This window comes from Thalassotalea euphylliae, from assembly GCF_003390375.1.
GTDB lineage: Bacteria > Pseudomonadota > Gammaproteobacteria > Enterobacterales > Alteromonadaceae > Thalassotalea_F > Thalassotalea_F euphylliae_A.
The window spans coordinates 3,073,426-3,092,076 of record NZ_QUOT01000001.1; the positions used below are offsets into that span (position 1 = coordinate 3,073,426).

The following is an 18,651-nucleotide window of genomic DNA, read 5'->3' on the forward strand; positions in this document are numbered from 1 at the left end:
ACGAAAGAGGGAGTAGTCAAGGTGATAAAAAACGTTTATCACTTGGTCGTAAGAAGCAATAACGTAGAAAATTGTTCAGGCGAATGTAGGGAAGTAGCCATCTTAGCTATTCATTAAATTTTTACTGAAAATAAAATAACAATCAGTGCCTTATCCGTTAGTTTTAGTGATTATAGATAGTATCTAACATAACTAACGGATTAGGAGCTGTATGCACGTCCCGGAAAAATGGCGAATTCAAGAGCCAGCACAAATTACCGATATTATTAACCGTTACAGCTTTGCAACGGTTGTTTCCCCAAGCTTAGATGCCACCCATGTGCCACTGATTTACGATCAAGCACAAAATTGTTTAATCGGTCATATTGCTTGCAATAATCATCATAAAAAAGCGGCCGAAAATTCCGATGTGTTGGCGATATTCCATGGCCCACACGACTATATTGATCCGACTTGGTATAAAGGTAAGCCCAATGTGCCAACATGGAATTATGTGGCTGTGCATGTTCACGGCAGCTTACATTGGCTTGATGAAGCGCAAACAATTGATGCCGTTCAGCAACTAGTTCAAAAATACCAGCCTGCGTTATTGCTCGAGCAAGAGTTAGATGAACAAGCAAAGAGCGCTGATACCCAACCCACCATGCCGCTGGATTATCAGCAAAAACTCGCTAAAGGTATTATCGGTTTTCGCATTGATATCGACCGCGTTGAAGCCAAAGCCAAGCTAGGCCAACATCGTAGCCAAGCGGATCAACTGGGTACAGTGAAAGGATTAATGAATAGCAATAGCCCTGATGCACAACAGCTACTCGCCATTATGGAACAGCTTTCTTTAGGGCTAGGAAGCTAGGGTTAATAAAAATAAGACTAGCAAAAATAAGGCTAGGGGAAAAAAGGTGTAGCAAATAGCTATTGGTTTAACTAAAGGAGTTGATAGATGGAATTACTAGGTATATTGCTAGTGGTTTTGGTTGTTATTGGTCATTTCGTTGAAGGTTTTTCACTTTGGACTTATGTTCAATTTTTCCGTGGCAAAGAAACGACGCTCGAAAAATGGTTGGTAAGAAAGGAAAACACAAGCAACAAGAAAAATAGGAAATAAACTGTTAACCGCGGCTAGTGTTTCAACAAGTCCAAGGCAAGGTTTCACTTTCACTCGCCAGTTTAAACAAGATTAGCAGTTGATGTACCCAACGGCTGCTATGAGCGATCAAACGACGGTGGTCACAGTCAGTTGATGTTATTGACTCAACTCTACAAGCGGACATTCAAATAACGGCAGCGGCAATTTACGTGTTGGTATAAAACCGTTTGATATCAGGAATGTTATTAGTGTAGGGTTTGCATCATTTTGAACGTTAAGTATAGGGATATCTATATGAAATTATTATTACTTCTACTTGGAGTTTTAACATTTAGTAGTTCAGCTTTCGCAAACGAAAATTATGCATTTCCTGAGGTTATAGATAAGAATGCAAGGTACGTATTTTATTCTCATGGCTATATTGTGGAAGGCGAAAACCCAACCCCTATTCATGAGCGTTGGGGACAATATGACTTTCCAGCCGTTAAGGCGCAACTAACCGATTCTAGCTATCACCTAATTGCTACTCACCGACCAGCTAAAACTCACCCTTTTAAATATGCAGAGAAGTTAGCAGCACAAGTGAATAAATTAATCGAAAACGGTGTGCCAGCGAAAAATATTTCTTTGGTTGGTTTTTCCCGTGGTGGGTTTATTACGGCAATTACATCAAGTTATCTAAAAAACAAAAATATTAATTTTGTTATTTTAGCTGCATGTACAAGCGGTTTAGCTAAGAGAAAAGAAATAGCAATTTATGGACACTTATTTTCAGTCTACGAAACCTCAGATTCAGTTGGTTCATGTAGCGATGTAGTCGCAAGAAGAGATGATACTGTTAGTTCTTTCGAAGAAATTTCAATATCGACTGGTAAAGAACATGGAGCGTTTTTTAAGCCAAGAAAAGAATGGTTAATACCAGTAAAAAACTGGCTTAAACGCCATAAAGGGTAAGTTGAATATGAAGTTCATTGATCTATCAATTCTGTGCTTCTTCATCCTAACAATACCAAATATAGGGCATGCAAAGGTTGATGAAGTTAAGGTTTCAGAAGTAGATTACGTGCATTACCGAGCAGAAATTGAACCTAACTTTGAAAGCAAATCTTTGTCTGCCGCTGTTACAATAAAATTCGTTCCAGTGATTCAAAACCTGCGTCAGTTAAAGTTTTCTTCTAAATATAAACAAGTGAAATCTGTCCGATTTGGTGGAAAGGCTATTAACTACGATTTAATAAATGAGCAATTAATAGTTCAGTTTGAAGATAATTTAAAATCAGGTAAAGCCTACTCTTTAAAAGTTGAATATACCGCTGCACCAGAGAGAGGTATGAAGTTTTATGAAGATCACCTGTTTACTGTATATCATACAAAGAATTGGCTTATTTCTCATGGTGATATATCAGATAAAGCAACATTTGAACTTTTATTAGAACATGAAACAGGTTTGGAATCAGTGGGTAATGGACAGTTAATATCTCGCTACGAGACTGGCCAAAAGACAACCATTTCTCATTGGAAGCAGGATATTCCAATTCCGATATATACTTTTGGTTTTGCTCTGGGTTTTTTTGAAACTTTACTATTGGATTCCAGTAGAACTGATATTTCTGTTTTGTATAGAAGAGCTGAAAAATCTGACTTAACTTCGCCTTTGTTAAAATTAGCCTTTAAAGATGTTGCTGATATGTCGAGTTTTTTTGAGAGTAAAGCTGGATTTTCGCTTAATGAACATGGTTATCGTTATGTTGTTGTAGATGGCTATATGGCACAAGAAGCTTCTAGTTTTAGCTTGGTGGGTGAAAAGTTTGTTCACACTGTTTTGAAGAACAAAAATGAAAACTGGTTTATTGCTCATGAACTAGCACATGAATGGTGGGGTAATAGTGTCACTAGCTCAAATTTTTCACATTTCTGGTTAAATGAAGGATTAGTCGTATTTTTAGTAGCAGCTTACAAACAACATTTGTTTGGTGATACCGCTTATAAAAACGAAATAAGCGTAGCCGTAAAACGTCTAGAAATAGCTGTAAATGAAAATCGTATTGCCCCTGTTGCGTTCAGTAAAGTGATCAGAGAACAAGAGATTAATCACACAATGGCATACAGCAAAGGCGCAATAATATTCTATATGCTTAGAGAAAAATTAGGGGAAGAGTTATTTTGGAAAGCTCTTAAAGAGTATACGGTTACACACAAAGATGGTTCAGTAACTACCCAAGATTTAAAATCTTCTTTCGAGAAAACAACTGCGACTTCTCTTACATCTTTCTTTGATAAGTGGGTATACGGAGAAGAAATCCCCAAATTAAAAATGTAACGGTGTAAATTAGATGAAGTGCTATTTATATGGGGCAGCAATTAGCTTGCTCTAATTGCCACATCAAGCTGCAACAGGCTTTCTTACCCAACAAGACTCTGCCTTGAAATGAGTCGGTTGAACATCACCCACCGCAACTTAATTTAAGATCATTAATTGTTGTTTAACGGCCGAGTTTGGCACATATGTGACAGACAGAGTTGATAGAACACTATCTACTCTGACAAAGCAAGTTAGATTTATTCAGTTTAAAGGAGTCAACTTAAGCTTTGGGTTTAGTGGCTTGCTCTTGCTGCCATGCCCATCTTGGTGACTTCACCAGTAAATTCCAACGATATCCCCAAGATGGCGCGTGCCATAATCGCTTCGCTAAAGTCATATAGCCGCTAAAGAAGACCTTGACTGGGTTGACGCTATTAATTCTTGGGAATACACCGTAGCGCACCGTCGTTTTTTCTTCGGCAAAGGTGCCAAACATTTTGTCCCAAATAATCAATATGCCGGCATAGTTCTTATCTAAATACTCCTTGTTAGTGGCATGGTGCACACGATGGTGCGATGGCGTATTGAAAATCGCTTCAATCGGACGTGGCAACCTCTTCACTGTTTCTGTATGTAGCAAGGTTTGATAAACCTGCACCACTACTTCCGCTAAAAAGATCACAAACGGATGAAAGCCCATTAACGCTAGCGGCAAATAGAAAAACAATGGGAAAAACCAGTCCATTGGGCCATGGCGATAAGCGACCGAAATATTAAAATGCGGTGAGCTATGGTGCACGGTATGAGTCGCCCAGCCAAAGCCATTCATATGCAGGAACCTGTGCTCCCAATAGTAGGCTAGATCGGCAAGTAAAATGCAGCATAGTATGGTCCACAGGGAAATCGGCAAATCGGCAAGCCTAAATTCATAGGCGTAGAAAAATACGCCAACATAAGCGGCTGCGACAATTGCGACTATGGTAATAAAAGCAGCCAAAGTCACAAAGTTAGCAAGACTGTCGCCCAGTAAATTTCGGGTAACTTGTTTTTTTACAGCGTAGCGCAGCAATTCAATCACAAAGAACGCCAGCGCAATCACTAAAAACCAGTCATCAATCCAAGCCTCTAGCCACCAAACATCATCAACTGACCAAATCTCTGTTAACCAATCCATTACATCTTCCTCGTGTTTACTATAGGTAAATAGCTATCGATAAGCTGTTATCGATAGGCGACCAGTAGCTCAGTCGCTACCGACTGGCCTTGGCCATCAAGCTGGTGAATTTCTAAAACACTGTCTAGTGCCGCGTTATAGTTAACTTTTTGCCAGCCTGTTTTTAGCTCATCATTGCGGTAATTGCTGCGTAACAGCAGAGTTTTATATTGGCTTAGTGAAACCGTAAGCGGTTTTGAAGCTGAGTTAAGTAATGCTGCGTTGTAGCCTATGGTGACCGTCGCTGTGCCAAAGTCGTTATCAAAATTACTATAGCTGACATAAAGTTGCTTTGGCTGTTGAGACAATTGGTTATGTAGCTCGGTGGCTTGTTCAAATGCTTGCCATAAAGGTGCGGTGTTATCTAATGATAGGCGCATGCTAATGCCACTAATTTGAATAACTTCTTGCGTGTTATTCAGTGCCTTTTCTTTTTTGCTTTGTTGCTTGTTTGAGTTAACGGTTACTGGCTGTGTAACCGAGCTTATAGCCGCTTGCTTTGGTGGCTTTTGAGCTGCTTGCTTAAGCACAAGATTTGACGATTTACTTTCAATGGCATTGGCACTTGGCTGATAAATGGCAACTGCCCAAACCAAGCCAGCAATGATTGCTGTGGTAATTAAAGAATTTGCTAAGCCCACGTAGTGATCCTCTTCAGGCTAAAAGATGAGCATAGCTTAAATATTTGACTTTAAATTATCAAAATGAAAATAAATGATTTTTCTAATTGTAAATTGGCTAGTTAGTCTCCAAAACTTGACAAAGCAGTCTAGAAGCTTGTTTTAGCTTATGAATTTCATCCACCATTTTAAGTGGAATCAGTGATTCACTCATTAAATAGTTGGCGTATAGGGCGTGGGCGACAAGCTCAATTTTGTCAGGGGCTGTGTTTGGGTAGTCTTGTTGGAAAGTCGTGCAAGCGTGGCTAATAAACTCAGCCATAATGGCCACTTGGTGCGCCTTAATCTCTGGCAGTCGTTTGGCTTCGGAAAAAATAGCTTCACCGATCACGGCATTGTTGACCATTTCCTTGGAATGCACGGTAAATAGTGCATCAAGTAAGGCTTCGCTGCGATTACTGGGCGGTAACCAGAGCATTAGTTCTTGCCATTCTTGCTGGTATTTCTGTGCCCAACGCTCACTTAATGCAATGATAATCTGATCGCGATTGCCAATATAATGCCGCAATATAGTGCGCTTCATTTGCGCCTTTTCTGCAATGTTTTCTAACGACGTGGCTTGTATGCCTTTTTCTAGAATACAAAGTTCCAGCGCATCAAGAATTTCTTCGCGGCGCTGGCCGGCCATGCTTGGTCTAGCCATATTTCTCCTACGTGAATTGCGGTTAGTTACTTTGGATCTTCGGTGTTTATCGAACTATATCAAGAAAATTTAAATTGTCACGTTGACAATTTAATGCTTGGCTGGTTATTTTATAAATTGTCAGTTTGAAAATTTATGGAAAGGATCGGCTCAAATGAAAAGTACTATCAGAAGTATAGGGTTTGCTTTTAGTGCAATGAGTGTAGTTGCATTAGCAGGCTGTGGTGGTAATGGTTCAAATTCAGATGAAGTGGCTATGCCTCAGCCACAGCCATCACCGTCACCTCAACCTGTGCCACCAACAGATCAGGTGCCACCACAAATATCGCCGCCAAGTGCAAAAGGGCGCTTTGTCAGTTTTGAATCAGCACCTGTGAGACCGATTGCCGAAACGCCAGATGGTCGCCGTGTCGTCATTACCAATACCGCGAACAACAGCTTAGATATTTTCGATGTTGATCAGCAAGGGGCATTGAGCTTTTCAGAATCTGTGCCGGTTGGCGTTGAACCTGTCGCGGTGGCGATCACCAATAACCAAGCTTGGGTGGTGAATCATGTATCTGACTCCATCAGCATTGTTGATTTAGACGTCGTGCCTGCCAAGGTAGTGCGCACCTTGCTTGTTGGTGATGAACCTAAAGATATAGTGATTGCTAAACAAAAGGCGTTTATTTCCACTGCTCACCGTGGACAGCAACGAATGAATCCGGCGTTAGCTGATGTCGAAGGGGCAGGCGATGCTCAGTTGCATACCGCAGGGGTCGGGCGCGGCGATATTTGGGTATTTGATACGCAAAATCTAGGGGCGAGCTTAGGAGGCAAGCCGCTAAAAATTGTTGCTGTGTTTGGTGATACTTTGCGAGGCCTAGCGGTCACGCCTGATGAGCAAACGGTTTATGCCGGCGTGTTTAATTCTGGTAATCAAACAACGGCGGTGCATGAGGCGGTGCTTTGTTACGGCTATGAAGACGATGAATATGGCGCTTATCCATGCCAAGCGCTTGATCAAATCTCTAGCCCAAATGGCTTGGCTGATGGTTACCTGCCCGGCGGGCGCACAGCACCGGGCACAAACCGCGAAGGTAAGCCACAACCTTGGACCAGCATGATTGTTAAGTATGACCAAGCTTCTGACCAATGGCGTGATAGCAAAGGGCGTAACTTTTCTAACGGTATTCGTTTTACACTGCCAGATACCGATGTATTCGCCATTGATACTGAATCATTAACCGAAACTGCGAGTTATGCTCATGTCGGAACGACTTTGTTTAATTTGGCGGTTAATCCGGTAAGCGGGCAGGTATATGTCAGTAATACTGAGGCTAATAACGCCACGCGGTTTGAAGGCGCAGGCGAATTTACTGGCTCAACCGTGCAAGGCAATATTGCGCGCAGTCAAATTTCGGTGATTTCGCCGCTTGCGGCAGAAGGGCAACAAGTTAGCGTTAGGCCGCTAAACACTCATATTGATTATGCCGATCTAAAAGGGAACGGTGAGTTAAAAGCTTATACGCTTTCAACTCCAACGCAACTAGCCGTTAGCCGCGATGGACAATGGTTATACAATGCTGTTATTGGTTCCAATAAAGTCGCGGTTTTTCCTGCAGCACAGCTTGAACAAGACAAATATTGGGATGGTAAAGGCGGTGTCGAGCAAGAATATTCGGCGATAGCGGCCAATGAAAACCATATAGATGTTAGCGGTGGTCCAGCAGGCTTGCTGTTGTCGCGCCAGCACAATGCACTTTATGTTTACACCCGATTTGATAACAGCCTAGTTCGTATTGACCGAGATTCTCACCGAGAATTGCAGCGCATTGCGTTAGCAACGCTAGAGCCAGAAAGCTTTTCAGCAGGACGTTTTATGCTTTATGACGGTCAACGCTCATCGTCTAACGGCGAAGCCTCGTGTGCAAGCTGTCATATTTTTGGTGATACCGACCATTTAAGCTGGAACTTAGGTAACCCTGATGCTGGAAATGCTCGTAATCCACAACCTTTCCCGTCCCAAAACTTATCTGAGCTCGGTTGTTTCTTGGTCGGCCCGGATGAAGAAAGTTGTCAGCTATTGGATTTGATTAATGGTGATGGTGATGAACGCACCTTTGCCTCAATGAAAGGGCCAATGGGCACACAGACCATGCGAGGCATGCAGCATCATGGCCATATGCATTGGCGCGGCGACCGTTCAGTGGGTTACTTTGGTGATGATCACAATCAAACGTTAGACGAAAAACAGTCGTTTAAGAACTTTATTGTCGCGTTTGAAGGCTTACTGGGTTTAGACATTGAATTACCAGAGTCGGCAAAGGCAGCAGAGAAATCATCTGATGTTATCGCGCTTGAGCAAGATATGGATAAATTTGCCAACTTTATGCTGGGTGTGGCATTGCCGCCAAACCCTATCCGCACACTAGACAATGGCTTGTCAGCCTCCGCGCAAAAAGGCGCTAACTTTTTCCATGGTGAACGTCGCGCTGATGGCGCAGCGACAGATACACCACTTAATGGTGATTCAGTTGATGGTGTTAACTGTGAAGGCTGCCATGGTGTTGACCACGCCCAAGGCTTTTATGGTAGCCGTGGTGAAATTGCCCACGGCGGCGAAATTCAGATTTTTAAAGTGCCACAATTACGCAACTTATATACCCGTGTTGGCATGTTTGGTTTGCCGGATCGCGAAGGTTTCTTACCATCGCATACCAAGCAGCATCAAGGAGAGCAAATTCGTGGCTTTGGCTTTTTACACGATGGTGCTACCGACCAATTACTGAATTTCCTTAAAGGTGGGGTATTTGATAACGGTGAAATCGGCTGTCCAGAAGGTGCGGACGCACGCTTTGGCTGTCATTTTAATACGGGTGAAATCGGTATTCCAGACGAAGTGACGCGACAAGGGTTAGTGGATTACATGATGGAATTCGATAACGATTTAGCGCCAATCGTTGGCCAACAAGTTACGGTTAATCACACAACTGGTGAAGCAGCAGCGCAGCGCGCTAAGCTATTTGAGCAACGAGCACAAACCCCGTTTGTCTCGAAACTACTAGGTGGTGCAGTAACCGAATGTGACTTAATTGCCCAAGGCAGTATTGCGCAGCAAAATCGCGGATATTTCTATTTACCAAACGAAGCAATGTATCGCAGTGATAGTGGTAATGACGCCCTGATCAGTAGTGAAGATTTACTTGCCTTAGCGGTAATGCCAAACAACTCCCTAACCTTTACTTGCCATGTGCCGGGTAAAGGTTGGCAGATCGCCTTAGACAGAGATTTAGACGGCACGCTCAACTATGACGAGCGATAAATATGCCAAATAATAAATGTGGGCAAGAGCAACGAAGGAGCAAACATGTTTAATTCAAAATTCACTTACAGGAGAGCAGCTCAATGTTGAACTTACTACCTTGGTCGTATTGGTTAGGTTTTGCCTTGGTCATTTGGCTATTAATTGATTTGGTGCGCGGCCAAGCTTATATCTGGCAAGCTTATCGTCGTGACCATGAGCCTGGCATGTACTGGTTCACCATGCTGATTTGGGCACTGGTTGCGGCCAGCTGCTTTATTTATCCGCACACCCCATATTGGTAAACACAGTGGTAAGGAGGGAGCATGCTTAATGCCATATTGCCCGTAGAGGCTTATACCAGCGAACAGTTTTTCCAGTTAGAGCAACGCCATATATTTACTGAACATTGGCAGTGTGCGGGCTTAATAGAAGACCTAATAGCGCCAGGCGACTATCTAACCGCCAAGGTGGGCTTGGCGGATATTCTGGTGGTTAAAGGACAAGACAATCAGTTAAGTGCTTATCACAATGCGTGTCGTCATCGCGGTACGCGGCTACTGGATGGTAAAGGTAAAACAGGCACTCGGATTGTGTGCCCTTATCACAGCTGGAGCTATGATCTTGCGGGCAACTTGCTAGGGTTGCCCGAGCATAAACGCCAATTTAGTCAGCTAGATAAAAGTTGTTACGGCTTAAAGCCAGCAAAAGTCGGTGTTTGGCGTGGCATGATATGGGTACATGCCAAGCCAGATGCAATTGAGCTTGTCGATTGGTTTGCGCCAATGGCGGAGCAGCTTGCGCCTTATGATATTGGGTCATTAATTGAATCCCCTGATGATCTTGTTAGCCAAGAAATCAACGCTAATTGGAAAATCGTGGTGGAGAATTATATCGACCACTATCATTTAGCCCACCTGCATTCAGGTACTTTGAGCATGTATGATCACAAGCGGGCTAAATTTGGTTTTGCCGATCATCATTTTCATTTTTGGGAGCCTCTTAGTGCTGACTATCAGCAAGATATTAGTACTAACGCCCCCTTGCCACTGCTTATGGATAAAGCCGATCCTACACTGGGCGCTTGGGTGCCTATGCTATTTCCCGGCATAGGCTTGGCAGAAACAGAGTCGTCTTGGTCTGTGTTTCATATAGTGCCCCTAGCGGTTGATAAAACCCGTGTAAATATACGTGCCAAAGTAAAAAACACTTCGTCGCTAGCATTTATGTCACAAGCGGCAAAGTCTTATGCTTATTGGCAGCGTAAAGTGAAAGCAAAAAGTGCCAAGCAAGGCGATAAGCACCCGCTAGGCTCAGGTGATTTTATGCAGGAAGATGTTTATGTTTGTGAGCAGCTTCAGCAAGCGATGAAGAGCCCGTACTTTAGCTTTGGGCCGTTAGCTGAGCGCAGCGAGCTGCCAGTTTATCAACACCAGCAGCTGGTTTGGCAGCTTATTGCCCCTCACTGGCAAACATAAATTTCTCGTTTTATTGATTCAACAAATTTGCTGGCGAGAATTGATCTGTCAGTATCGGGGCGTTTTCCGGCCAGTCTTGCTTGTCGGTAAAGCTGTTAAATACTTTGAGAATATTGACGTCATATGGACGCAAAAGGTCGTGCAATGCTGCCAAATTTGTTTCTAATTGTGCTTTACTCGGAAGGTCATTTTTAGTGGCGAGAATAATTCGGTTTTCTTGGCGTTTACTTTTTACTTGGTAAAAATCGCCAAAAACCGACTGATAAGTGGAAGACTCATAGTCGTACAAATCGCTAATCGAAAAGGTGTTAGCGGTTAATACGCCGTTGTCCGACAATAACTTTTTAGTTTCTTCTAAGAATTCTTTAGTCATTAAGTGCTCGGGAATGTAGTCACCATTAAACGCGTCAAGAATAATCCAGTCGTAATGCTGCTTTTTCAATAACGCCCGTTTAATAAAAATGCGCCCGTCTACCACCTTACTGGTGACTTTATCGTTTTCAAAAAAGCTGAAATATTGGCGAGCAACTTTGATTACTGCTGGGTCAATTTCAATATTTTCTATTTCTGCATCAGGCAGCAATTGGTGTAGGGTGTTTGACATTGTGCCGCCACCCAAGCCAACAATTAAAACGCGGCTAGGGTTAGTATTTACTATCATGCCAGAGAACATCAACTTGGTGTAATTGAACACTAAGCGGTTAGGGTCTGATTTTAAAAAGCAGCTTTGGTTGGTTTTCTTACTTTTTACATTGAACTTTAAGCAACGCAAATTTCCTGTGTCTTCCACTAAAATATTGCGATACATAGATCGTTCTTGATGAATAACTTTGGCTAAAGCACTGGTTGTAAACAAACTAAAGGCTAGCAAAATGGTGAGCATGTATACATTAGTTCTCATGAGCCACTTCCTCGGTTGTCGCTAGTTGTGTTTGACTCGCCAATTTTTGAAAAGTGATGGCCGTTGCCCCTAGTACAACGAGCAGTGCGCTGTAGCTGACAATAATGGTGTTAACTTCAAACCAAAGGACAAAATAGAAAGAGGTAAAAATAGTGCCCATGGCAGAGCCTAAGGTGCTAACAAAATATAAAATGCCAGCAACTTGCCCGCTTTGCTCTTTACTCGTTACGAGCAAACGTACGGAGTAAGGAGAAATCATCCCAAGCACTATGGTCGGCAATAAAAATAAGGCACTTGCGGCTGCCAACGAGCCATAGCGACTGTCTTCAATCGCGACAAATATCGTCTCCATAATCGGGTTGGCCCATAACGCAATTGGCAGGACTAAAATACCAGCAACAATAAAAATCATGCCATAGCGAGTTAGGTTGGCGTTCTGGGTGGAAAGCTTACCGCCATATAAATAACCAATCGACAGGCTCAACATAAAAACAGTAATAATACTGCCCCAAATATGCACACTACTGCCAAAAAAAGGAGCCAGAATGCGGCCGCCGAGTAATTCCACACCCATGATGGAAAAGCCGCTACAGAAGGCGAGTAAGTAAATAAGTCGATTTTGCCAAGCTAAGGTCATTATGCACTCTTGTTATTTAGTGATGAGGCTTAGCTTATCCTACTGGATAAAAACAACGCTGGCTAGCGATTAGCCAACTGCCAGCGTTTGCTTTAGGAAGGGTTATATTTGTTTTATAACAAAGGCTTGAGGAAGCGTGCAGTATGCGATTGTGCATGCTCAGCTACTTGCTCTGGGCTGCCAGTAACTAAGATTTCACCACCACCAGAGCCACCTTCTGGGCCAAGATCGACAATCCAGTCTGCGGTTTTAATCACATCTAAGTTATGCTCAATCACAACGATGGTATTGCCGTGATCACGCAGGCGATGGATAACTTGCAGTAACTGTTTGATATCGTGGAAGTGTAAGCCTGTGGTTGGCTCATCCAGAATATACAAGGTTTTCCCTGTATCGCGTTTAGAGAGTTCTTTGGCCAGTTTAACTCGTTGTGCCTCACCACCAGAAAGAGTCGTTGCTGATTGTCCTAAAGTAATGTAGCTCAAACCGACATCCATTAGCGTTTGCAACTTGCGTTTAACCGCAGGAATAGCGTTGAAGAACTCTAGTGCGTCTTCAATCGTCATATCCAAGACTTCGTTGATGTTCTTACCCTTGTATTTAACTTCCAAGGTTTCGCGGTTATAGCGCTTACCTTTACATTCGTCACAAGGCACGTAAACATCTGGCAAGAAGTGCATTTCAACTTTAATCACACCGTCACCCTGACAAGCTTCACAGCGGCCGCCTTTGACGTTAAAACTAAAGCGACCTGGCTTGTAACCACGTGAGCGCGACTCTTGCGTGGCGGCAAAAATATCGCGTACGGCGGTAAAAATGCCTGTGTAGGTTGCAGGGTTCGAACGCGGTGTACGACCAATTGGGCTTTGGTCGATATCAATTACTTTATCGAGCTGATCTAAGCCTTCAATCGATTTATAAGGCGATGGCTCTTGTGTGGTGGCATTGTTTAGTTCAGTGTGAGCGATTTTGTATAAGGTATCGTTGATCAGCGTAGATTTACCTGAACCCGATACACCCGTAATACAAGTCATTAGGCCAACAGGAATGGTTAAATCAACATCTTTTAGGTTGTTACCGCTAGCACCTTTAAGTTCTACCACTGCCTTTTTATCGAACTTGGTGCGCTTTTTCGGGACTTCAATTTGCTCTTTACCTGATAGGTATTTGCCCGTTAATGAGTGCTCACTATTAACGATGTCTTCGAGTGTGCCAGCGGCAATCACTTCACCACCATGAACACCGGCACCTGGGCCAATATCAATCACATGATCCGCTTCACGAATAGCGTCTTCATCATGCTCGACGACAATTACGGTATTCCCTAAATCACGCAGGTGAGTAAGCGTGCCTAGCAAGCGTTCATTGTCACGCTGGTGCAAACCAATAGAAGGTTCATCGAGTACGTACATAACGCCCACCAAGCCCGCGCCAATTTGGCTGGCTAAACGAATGCGCTGGGCTTCACCGCCAGATAGGGTATCGGCACTGCGCGACAAGTTCAGGTAGTTCAAGCCAACGTTAACGAGGAAGCCTAAACGATCATTAATTTCCTTTAAGATTTTTTCGGCAATTGCGCCTTTTTGACCGGTTAAATTAAGCTGTTGGAAAAAGGCGAGGGCGTCAGCAGTGGAAAGCTCTGCAATATGTTGTAGCGGCTGTTCACCAACAAAAACATTACGTGCTTCAAGGCGCAAACGAGAACCGCCACAGTCGCCACAATGTTGGCTGTTAAGGTACTTCGCCAACTCTTCACGCACTGCATTCGATTCAGTTTCTTTATAGCGGCGCTGCATGTTATTCAAAATACCTTCGAACGGGTGATTGCGCACCACAATATCACCGCGATCATTCATATATTTAAATTCAATGCTTTCTTTGCCACTGCCGTACAGTACTAGCTTGCGAATTTTTTCTGGCAGCTCTTCAAATGGTGTATCGACCGTAAATTGATAATGATCGGCCAGTGCTTGCAGCATTTGGAAATAATAAAAGTTACGTTTGTCCCAGCCGCGAATCGCACCACCAGCAAGGCTTAGCTCGGGGTTGGTGATCACTCTACTTGGGTCAAAAAACTGCTGAATACCTAAACCATCACAAGTTTGACAAGCACCAGCTGGGTTATTGAACGAAAACAGGCGCGGTTCTAGTTCTTGCATACTGTAACCACAGTGTGGACAGGCAAAGTTAGCAGAGAACAATAGCTCTTCACGATCAGGCTCGTCCATAAACGCAACTTTTGCTGTACCGGCAGTCAGATCTAATGCGGTTTCAAACGATTCAGACAAACGCAGTTGAATATCGTCACGCACTTTTAAGCGATCAACTACTACTTCGATGGTGTGTTTTTTGTGCAGTTCTAGCGTTGGTGGATCAGAAAGATCACACACTTCACCATCAATGCGGGCGCGAATGTAGCCTTGTGCCGCTAGGTTATCCAGTAGCTTAACGTGCTCACCTTTACGGTTTTGCAGCACAGGCGCGAGGATCATCACTTTCGTGCCCTCGTCCAACGCCAATACTTTGTCGACCATTTGCGATACAGTTTGCGCAGCTAGCGGTTCGTGATGGGTTGGACAACGTGGCTCACCAACACGGGCATAAAGCAAGCGCAGGTAGTCGTATATTTCGGTGATAGTGCCTACCGTCGAGCGCGGGTTGTGGGAAGTAGACTTTTGCTCAATTGAAATTGCGGGTGACAAGCCTTCAATATGATCAACATCAGGTTTTTCCATTAACGATAGGAATTGACGTGCATATGCTGATAGCGATTCAACATAACGACGCTGACCTTCGGCATACAAGGTATCAAACGCTAGCGACGATTTTCCGGAGCCCGACAAGCCAGTAATGACAATCAGTTTGTCGCGAGGAATTTCTAAATTGATGTTCTTGAGATTATGAGTACGTGCGCCTCTTACTTCAATGTTTTGCATTAACCAATCCACAACCAAAATTTAATCGCACATTATTGCATACAAAGACGCCAATGTTGACCTGAAATCTATGTAAAACTTGCGGTGTAGGGGAATTTTTAGGTGATACCTTGCTTCATTACTTGCCGCAATACTTGCTGCAATAGCGATACAGACTAGACATTTATTGAGCGCCTCGTTATAAACGTAGTTAACAAATTTATAACAATAACAAGTAATAACATGATCTCTCTATTTCATTCTTTAAAACGTTTTAGCCTAAAACCCATTGCTGTTAGTTTGGTAGTTCTCAGTAATTTGGCAATTGCCGAAGCGCCCAATTCTATTGATCTCGCAACGTTTACTGAACATGCAACCATTCCTGAGCTGCATCAAAAAATGCAATCAGGCGAGCTGACAAGTGAGGCTTTGGTACGTTTTTACTTAGCGCGTATTGAAGCGATAGATGATAGTGGGCCAACAATTAACAGCGTAGTGCAGCTAAACGCGAATGCCATCGCACAAGCGAAAGCGTATGATCTCAGTGTTAAAACCGAAGGGCTAAAAGGTGTTTTACATGGCATTCCTGTCTTGCTCAAAGACAATATTGACACCACAGATGGTATGGCTAATACCGCAGGTTCTATTGCTCTCGCCAATAACTTCCCTGCGCAAGACGCCTTTCTCGTCAGTCAATTAAAGCGCGCAGGTGCGATTATTCTGGGTAAAACAAATTTAAGTGAATGGGCTAACTTTCGCAGCGATAAATCAACTAGTGGCTGGACAAGCTTGTATGGTCAAACCAAGAACCCATACGATTTAACACGAAATCCCTGTGGTTCAAGCTCTGGTTCGGGCGCAGCGATTGCTGCCAATCTGGCAACGGTGGCAATCGGCACGGAAACCGATGGCTCCATTACTTGTCCTGCGGCAATCAACGGGTTAGTAGGGATTAAACCAACCATTGGCACGGTTAGTCGCCATGGCATTATTCCCATTGCGTTTAGCCAAGACACCGCAGGGCCGATGGCACGTAACCTAACCGATGCCGTTATCACCTTATCGGCTATCAGTGTTTATGACGAGCAAGACCCAGCCCCTACTGAGGCTAATTATCAAGCTAACAATGGTGGGGTGGTGAAACCAACGGCGCTGAGCGGTGCATTAAAAGCTGATGGTTTAAAGGGTAAGCGCATTGGTGTACTACGTCAGTTAAGTGGTTATCACCGAGACGTTGACCAGCTACTAGCAAACGCTATTGAGCGGTTACAGCAACAGGGCGCAATTATCGTCGATGACCTTGCCTTTGATGACGGGGTAAGTTGGGGAGCGCAAGAATATGAAGTGCTGCTATATGAATTTAAAGAGGGTATTAACAAATACCTTGCAGGTACTGACAAAAGCCTACCTAAGACGTTAGCTGAGCTTATTGCATATAACGAGCAACATAGCGACAGAGCCATGCCGTATTTTGGTCAAGAAATTTTTATCAGTGCGCAGAGCAAAGGTGATTTAACCGATAAAGCCTACCTTGATGCGTTAGCACATGCGAAAAAAATGAGCCAAAGCCAAGGTATTGATAAATTGCTTGGCGATCATCAGCTCGACTTATTAATTGCACCAACAACTGGGCCGGCATGGAAAACAGATTTGACCAACGGCGATAATTTCTCTGGCTCTGCTACTTCGCCTGCTGCTGTATCTGGCTATCCGCATATCACACTGCCTATGGGGTATGTCAGTGGCTTACCGGTTGGTTTATCTATGTTCAGCACACAATTAACTGAACCCGTACTGATCGAAGCGGCATTTGCTTATGAGCAAGCAACCAAGCACCGTCAGCCACCGAAGTTTTTATCAAATTAACATTCGATTTATCCTTGCTTAGATTTATCTTCGCTAGCATAAATCTGTTGTTGCTAGGCCATCCGTATGGATGACTTATTAAGAAGGTAACAAGCTGTATCCTGAGGTGGTTTGGAAGCTAACCCCGTGCTAGAATCTGCCGCCTTATTAACCCTTTTACCTGCCAACTTTCGCTAACAGATTTATGAGTGCTTCTGGATTAAATTCTCTTGAAAAAAAGGCGGCTTTTTCATTAGCTACCGTCTTTGGCCTGCGCATGCTGGGCTTGTTTATGATCTTACCAGTATTCGCCATTTATGGGCCGGAGCTAACGGGCTTTTCGCCAATTTGGTTAGGTCTGGCGATTGGTGCTTATGGGTTAACACAAGCCTTGCTGCAAATTCCAATGGGGATTTTGTCGGATAAATTTGGTCGTAAGCCAATTATTATGGGGGGCTTAGTGGTATTTGCTATCGGTAGTGTCGTGGCGGCAATGTCTGATTCAATTTATGGTGTGGTGCTGGGGCGGGCACTGCAAGGAATGGGCGCTATTGCCAGCGCTATTCTTGCGTTAGCAGCAGACCTTAGCCGGGAAGAGCAGCGCCCGAAAGTGATGGCCACCATAGGCATGTTTATTGGTTTGTCTTTTACATTAGCCTTAGTGGTTGGCCCACTAGTGGGTGAAAGTTTTGGCTTGAGTGGATTGTTTTGGTTCACTGGTATCTTAACCATTTTCGCCATGCTAATGATCCAATTTATGGTGCCAAATTCCGTGCACAAAGCGCCTAAGGGCGACAATGTTGCGATGTTGGATCAGTTAGGTCATTTAGTTAAACATCCGCAATTGGCAAGGCTTAATATTGGCGTGTTTGTTTTACATATGGCACTAACGGCTTGCTTTATTTACCTACCCACACGACTGGTTGATAGCGGTTTAGCGCTAGAGCAGCACTGGCGTTTGTATTTGCCGACCTTGCTGGGTTCATTCTTTTTGATGGTGCCATTTATGATTTTCGGCATTAAAAAAGGCAAAGAAAAAGAAATGTTTATGGCTGCGATTACGCTATTGGCGGTGACCTTATTAATGTTTGGTGTGCTGGCCAATACAACCACAACGTTAATCGTACTCATTTTGTTATTCTTTGTGGCCTTTAACTATTTAGAAGCGACCATGCCGTCGATTCTCTCGCGTATTGCGCCAGCGGGCGTTAAAGGCAGTGCCATGGGCATCTTTTCATCGAGTCAGTTTTTTGGTGCTTTTGCTGGTGGTGCAATTGGTGGCTGGTTAGCTAATAGTTTTGACGCAACTGTCGTTTTTTTAGTGATGGCCTTGATCGTTACTATTTGGCTATTCGCTGCTAGTGGCATGAAACGCCAAGCGAAGTCGAAGAGTTTTAGCTTTGCGGCACAGTTTAGCTCTGAGCAGCAGGCCGACGAAGTGGCAGAGCAACTTGTTAATATGCCAGGCGTGGTTGAAGCGACATTAGTTTATTCGGAAGCTGTCGCCTATCTAAAACTAGATGATAAAGTGGCTGATATTAAAGAGATTAAGGCGCTGTTGAACTCTTAAGTTTTTTTGTGAAAAAATCAAAAAATGAAAATAAGCCACCAGCCAACGGTGGCTTTTTAGTATTTGTTACGTCAAACATATCGAAAAACGCTCC

Annotated in this window: 15 protein-coding genes; 9 read left to right on the forward strand and 6 right to left on the reverse strand. The window is 43.6% G+C overall.

The genetic code is table 11. The features are described from left to right. Window positions 1-211: 211 nt before the first annotated feature. The 4 genes from DXX94_RS13590 (at window position 212) to DXX94_RS13600 (ending at window position 3,407) form a co-directional block, all read left to right on the forward strand. A complete protein-coding gene (locus tag DXX94_RS13590; protein WP_116016682.1) occupies window positions 212-853 on the forward strand; it encodes an FMN-binding negative transcriptional regulator in 642 nt (213 codons plus the stop codon). A gap of 87 nt (window positions 854-940) precedes the next feature. Continuing rightward, the gene (locus DXX94_RS19345; protein ID WP_181901560.1) at window positions 941-1,105 is read left to right on the forward strand and encodes a hypothetical protein; all 165 of its coding nucleotides are present in this window, start codon (window positions 941-943) and stop codon (window positions 1,103-1,105) included. A gap of 276 nt (window positions 1,106-1,381) precedes the next feature. Continuing rightward, window positions 1,382-2,041, forward strand: coding sequence for an alpha/beta hydrolase (locus tag DXX94_RS13595; protein WP_116016684.1), 660 nt, complete (start codon window positions 1,382-1,384; stop codon window positions 2,039-2,041). A gap of 7 nt (window positions 2,042-2,048) precedes the next feature. Beyond that, window positions 2,049-3,407 carry a M1 family aminopeptidase gene (locus DXX94_RS13600; RefSeq protein WP_116016686.1) on the forward strand — a complete coding sequence of 453 codons (1,359 nt, stop codon included), beginning with the start codon at window positions 2,049-2,051 and terminating at the stop codon, window positions 3,405-3,407. Window positions 3,408-3,669: 262 nt separating this feature from the next. On the opposite strand, the gene DXX94_RS13605 is transcribed toward DXX94_RS13600, so the two are convergent. The 3 genes from DXX94_RS13605 to DXX94_RS13615 form a co-directional block, all read right to left on the reverse strand. Further along, window positions 3,670-4,563: a sterol desaturase family protein gene (locus DXX94_RS13605; protein ID WP_116016688.1), complete on the reverse strand. Its 894-nt coding sequence runs from the start codon at window positions 4,561-4,563 to the stop codon at window positions 3,670-3,672. 47 nt (window positions 4,564-4,610) lie between these two features. Beyond that, entirely contained in the window at window positions 4,611-5,243 is a 633-nt protein-coding gene (locus tag DXX94_RS13610) for a hypothetical protein (protein WP_116016690.1), read from the reverse strand. A 97-nt stretch (window positions 5,244-5,340) separates the two neighbouring features. Then, a complete protein-coding gene (locus DXX94_RS13615; RefSeq protein WP_116016692.1) occupies window positions 5,341-5,925 on the reverse strand; it encodes a TetR/AcrR family transcriptional regulator in 585 nt (194 codons plus the stop codon). A 154-nt stretch (window positions 5,926-6,079) separates the two neighbouring features. Here DXX94_RS13615 and DXX94_RS13620 point away from each other — a divergent pair, with 154 nt between their 5' ends. The 3 genes from DXX94_RS13620 (at window position 6,080) to DXX94_RS13630 (ending at window position 10,689) form a co-directional block, all read left to right on the forward strand. Next, complete coding sequence (locus DXX94_RS13620) at window positions 6,080-9,232, forward strand: hypothetical protein (RefSeq protein WP_220348104.1); 3,153 nt, start codon at window positions 6,080-6,082, stop codon at window positions 9,230-9,232. A gap of 83 nt (window positions 9,233-9,315) precedes the next feature. Then, entirely contained in the window at window positions 9,316-9,516 is a 201-nt protein-coding gene (locus tag DXX94_RS13625; protein ID WP_116016694.1) for a hypothetical protein, read from the forward strand. Between the two features lie 21 nt (window positions 9,517-9,537). Continuing rightward, window positions 9,538-10,689: an aromatic ring-hydroxylating oxygenase subunit alpha gene (locus DXX94_RS13630; protein WP_116016696.1), complete on the forward strand. Its 1,152-nt coding sequence runs from the start codon at window positions 9,538-9,540 to the stop codon at window positions 10,687-10,689. A gap of 10 nt (window positions 10,690-10,699) precedes the next feature. Here DXX94_RS13630 and DXX94_RS13635 read toward each other — a convergent pair whose 3' ends face one another. The 3 genes from DXX94_RS13635 to uvrA form a co-directional block, all read right to left on the reverse strand. Next, entirely contained in the window at window positions 10,700-11,590 is an 891-nt protein-coding gene (locus DXX94_RS13635; RefSeq protein WP_116016698.1) for a spermidine synthase, read from the reverse strand. Then, the gene (locus DXX94_RS13640) at window positions 11,580-12,227 is read right to left on the reverse strand and encodes a fused MFS/spermidine synthase (protein WP_116016700.1); all 648 of its coding nucleotides are present in this window, start codon (window positions 12,225-12,227) and stop codon (window positions 11,580-11,582) included. The genes DXX94_RS13635 and DXX94_RS13640 overlap by 11 nt, the downstream gene beginning before the upstream one ends. Before the next feature lie 113 nt (window positions 12,228-12,340). Then, a complete protein-coding gene (gene uvrA / locus DXX94_RS13645; protein WP_116016702.1) occupies window positions 12,341-15,163 on the reverse strand; it encodes an excinuclease ABC subunit UvrA in 2,823 nt (940 codons plus the stop codon). A 222-nt stretch (window positions 15,164-15,385) separates the two neighbouring features. Here uvrA and DXX94_RS13650 point away from each other — a divergent pair, with 222 nt between their 5' ends. Beyond that, window positions 15,386-17,008 carry an amidase gene (locus tag DXX94_RS13650; RefSeq protein WP_116016704.1) on the forward strand — a complete coding sequence of 541 codons (1,623 nt, stop codon included), beginning with the start codon at window positions 15,386-15,388 and terminating at the stop codon, window positions 17,006-17,008. Window positions 17,009-17,192: 184 nt separating this feature from the next. Continuing rightward, a complete protein-coding gene (locus DXX94_RS13655) occupies window positions 17,193-18,557 on the forward strand; it encodes an MFS transporter (protein WP_116016706.1) in 1,365 nt (454 codons plus the stop codon). Window positions 18,558-18,651: the final 94 nt, after the last annotated feature.

What these genes read in the sequence shown, in the direction of transcription:
- DXX94_RS13590 (WP_116016682.1), top strand. Translation starts at nt 212, where the DNA reads ATGCACGTCCCGGAAAAATGGCGAATTCAAGAGCCAGCACAAATTACC.
- DXX94_RS19345 (WP_181901560.1), top strand. Translation starts at nt 941, where the DNA reads ATGGAATTACTAGGTATATTGCTAGTGGTTTTGGTTGTTATTGGTCAT.
- DXX94_RS13595 (WP_116016684.1), top strand. Translation starts at nt 1,382, where the DNA reads ATGAAATTATTATTACTTCTACTTGGAGTTTTAACATTTAGTAGTTCA.
- DXX94_RS13600 (WP_116016686.1), top strand. Translation starts at nt 2,049, where the DNA reads ATGAAGTTCATTGATCTATCAATTCTGTGCTTCTTCATCCTAACAATA.
- DXX94_RS13605 (WP_116016688.1), bottom strand. Translation starts at nt 4,563, where the DNA reads ATGGATTGGTTAACAGAGATTTGGTCAGTTGATGATGTTTGGTGGCTA.
- DXX94_RS13615 (WP_116016692.1), bottom strand. Translation starts at nt 5,925, where the DNA reads ATGGCTAGACCAAGCATGGCCGGCCAGCGCCGCGAAGAAATTCTTGAT.
- DXX94_RS13620 (WP_220348104.1), top strand. Translation starts at nt 6,080, where the DNA reads ATGAAAAGTACTATCAGAAGTATAGGGTTTGCTTTTAGTGCAATGAGT.
- DXX94_RS13625 (WP_116016694.1), top strand. Translation starts at nt 9,316, where the DNA reads ATGTTGAACTTACTACCTTGGTCGTATTGGTTAGGTTTTGCCTTGGTC.
- DXX94_RS13630 (WP_116016696.1), top strand. Translation starts at nt 9,538, where the DNA reads ATGCTTAATGCCATATTGCCCGTAGAGGCTTATACCAGCGAACAGTTT.
- DXX94_RS13635 (WP_116016698.1), bottom strand. Translation starts at nt 11,590, where the DNA reads ATGAGAACTAATGTATACATGCTCACCATTTTGCTAGCCTTTAGTTTG.
- DXX94_RS13640 (WP_116016700.1), bottom strand. Translation starts at nt 12,227, where the DNA reads ATGACCTTAGCTTGGCAAAATCGACTTATTTACTTACTCGCCTTCTGT.
- uvrA (WP_116016702.1), bottom strand. Translation starts at nt 15,163, where the DNA reads ATGCAAAACATTGAAGTAAGAGGCGCACGTACTCATAATCTCAAGAAC.
- DXX94_RS13650 (WP_116016704.1), top strand. Translation starts at nt 15,386, where the DNA reads ATGATCTCTCTATTTCATTCTTTAAAACGTTTTAGCCTAAAACCCATT.
- DXX94_RS13655 (WP_116016706.1), top strand. Translation starts at nt 17,193, where the DNA reads ATGAGTGCTTCTGGATTAAATTCTCTTGAAAAAAAGGCGGCTTTTTCA.